Genomic DNA, 2,537 nt, shown 5'->3' on the forward strand with positions numbered 1-2,537 from the left:
CGACGATGAAGAAGGCGAGGATCGGGATCACCGCGCCGTTCATCGTCATGCTGACCGACATCTGATCGAGCGGAATGCCGTCGAACAGGATCTTCATATCCTCGACGCTGTCGATCGCCACGCCCGCCTTGCCGACGTCGCCGGTGACGCGCGGGTGATCGCTGTCATAGCCGCGATGCGTCGCCAGATCGAACGCGACCGACAGTCCCTTCTGCCCCGCCTTCAGGTTGCGGTGATAGAAAGCGTTCGATTCCTCGGCGGTGGAAAAGCCCGCATATTGCCGGATCGTCCACGGGCGCCCGGCATACATCGAGGCGCGCACCCCGCGCGTGAACGGCGCGAAACCGGGCAGACCGGGCTCCCATCCGTCCACATCGGCGGCGGTATAGAGCGGCTTGACGTCGATCCCCTCGGGCGTGTGCCACGTCAGATCCTTGCCCTTCACCTCCTTGTCGGCGGCCTTCGCCCAGCCGTCGAGCGACGGGGCGGCGGGGGCCGGCGGCGCGGCGGGAGCGGGAGACCCAGCGGGCTTGGGCGCCGCGCCGCTGTCTTCGCCGGTATTGGTCTCGATCGTCGGTTCGGTCATCCCACTATCCACTCATTGCTTCCCGGCGACGGCCGGGGCCCGGTTGGCGCGGCCTCCCGTGGCGACACGCGACGCCGGATGACAGGCTAGGCGCCCTTGAACGCCGGCTTGCGTTTTTCCAGGAAGCTGCGCGCGCCTTCACGTGCGTCCCCGGTGTTCCCCGCGATCCGCTGGCCCTCGGCCTCGGTGCGCAGCACCTCGTCGAACGAACCGTCGAGCGCGGTGATGATGTTGCGGCGCATCACCGCCATCGCCACGGTCGGCCCCGCCGCCAGTTGCGTCGCCAGCGCCAGCGCCTCGTCCATCAGCGCCGCATCGTCGACCGCTTTGTGGATCAGGCCCCATTGCTCCGCCTGATCCGCGCCGATCCGCTCGCCCAGCATCATCATCCGCGTCGCGCGCGCCTTGCCGATCGCCTTGGTCAGCAGCCAGGTGGAGCCGCCGTCGGGCACCAGCCCGATGTTGACGAAGGCCTGCAGGAAATAGGCCGAACGCCCCGCGAACACGAAATCGCCCGCCAGGCCGATCGAACAGCCGACCCCCGCCGCCGCGCCATTGACCGCGGTGACGACGGGCACCGACAGCCGCATGATCTGGCTCAACGCCGGATTGTAATGCTTCATCAGCGCGCGATGGCTGGCATCGCCGCCGCGCACCGCGCTCTCGCCGCCGCTCGCCTGCAGGTCCGCACCCGAACAGAACGCCCGCCCCGCGCCAGTGATCAGCACCGCGCGCGCACCCTGCAGGTCGTAGAGCGCCACCGATAGCTCGTCCGCCATCTGCAGCGACGCCGCGTTCAGCCGATCGGGGCGGTTGAGCGTGACGACGAGCACATCGCCCTTCTTCTCCGTCAGGATCGTTTCGTAGTCAGCCATATCCGCTCTCCTGTTCCTGTTGCCGTTCGCGGTGAGGAGAGGCTGGGCCAAGTCGCAGCCTCGTCTCGAACCGTGGTCGGGTACCTAGGCTCCCGGCATATATCGGATCGACCGGGAGGACGATCCGGCCCGACCACCCTGCGGGGCGCCGCTTCCACTTCGCTCGGCGGCTCCGCAGGGCAAACGGGATTTCAGTGCGCTTCTTTCGGCTCTTCCATCAGCTCGACCAGCATCCCCCCGAAATTCTTGGGATGGACGAAGACGATCGGCGTACCGTGTGCGCCGATCCGTGGCTCGCCCAGAACGGTCGCGCCATTCTGCTTCAGATGCGCCACCGCCGCCTCGATGTCCGGCACTTCGAAACAGACGTGATGCTGCCCGCCCGCCGGATTCTTCTTCAGATAGCCGGCGATCGGCGACTGATCGTCATAGGGTTCGATCAGCTCGATCTGTGTGTTGGGCGCGTCGATGAAGCACACCCGCACCCCTTGCGCGGGAAGGTCGAACGGCGCGCCGATCGCATCCGCGCCGAGCAGCGTGCGATAGGTGTCAATCGAACGCTCGATCGACGGCGTCGCAACGCCGACATGGTTGAGGCGGCCAAGGTTCATGCATCGCGTCCTTTTGCCGTCACCCCGGCGAACGCCGGAGCCTCCCGATGGCAGGAAATGCCAGCATGCGCCGGCATGACGATCCCGTCACAGTGGAATGTTATCATGCTTCTTCCACGGATTTTCGAGCGCCTTGTGGCGCAGCTTGCGCAGCCCCAGCGCGATCCGGCGACGCGTCGAGCGCGGCTGGATCACCTCGTCGATGAAGCCCTTGCTCGCCGCGACGAACGGGTTGGCGAAGCGCGCCTCATATTCGCGCGTCTTCTCCGCGATGCCTTCTTCGTTCAGGCCGCGGAAAATGATCTCCACCGCGCCCTTCGCGCCCATCACCGCGATCTCCGCGGTCGGCCAGGCATAATTGAGATCGCCGCGCAGATGCTTCGACGCCATCACGTCATAGGCGCCGCCATAGGCCTGGCGCGTGATGACGGTGATCTTGGGCACAGTCGCCTCGGCATAAGCGAA

4 protein-coding genes are annotated in these 2,537 nt (G+C 66.6%); all 4 read right to left on the reverse strand.

The features are described 5' to 3' along the window. Window positions 1–586 (reverse strand): methylmalonyl-CoA mutase family protein (locus ACFDSW_RS16270; RefSeq protein ID WP_375251301.1); only part of this gene is annotated, 586 nt, incomplete at its 3' end. An 86-nt stretch (window positions 587–672) separates the two neighbouring features. Continuing rightward, window positions 673–1,461: an enoyl-CoA hydratase-related protein gene (locus tag ACFDSW_RS16275; RefSeq protein ID WP_375251302.1), complete on the reverse strand. Its 789-nt coding sequence runs from the start codon at window positions 1,459–1,461 to the stop codon at window positions 673–675. A 191-nt stretch (window positions 1,462–1,652) separates the two neighbouring features. Beyond that, complete coding sequence (mce, locus tag ACFDSW_RS16280) at window positions 1,653–2,072, reverse strand: methylmalonyl-CoA epimerase (protein WP_375251303.1); 420 nt, start codon at window positions 2,070–2,072, stop codon at window positions 1,653–1,655. 87 nt (window positions 2,073–2,159) lie between these two features. Continuing rightward, window positions 2,160–2,537: carboxyl transferase domain-containing protein (locus ACFDSW_RS16285; protein WP_375251304.1), on the reverse strand; the 378-nt coding region annotated here is incomplete at its 5' end.

Source organism: Sphingomonas sp., from assembly GCF_042091075.1.
Taxonomy (GTDB): domain Bacteria; phylum Pseudomonadota; class Alphaproteobacteria; order Sphingomonadales; family Sphingomonadaceae; genus Sphingomonas.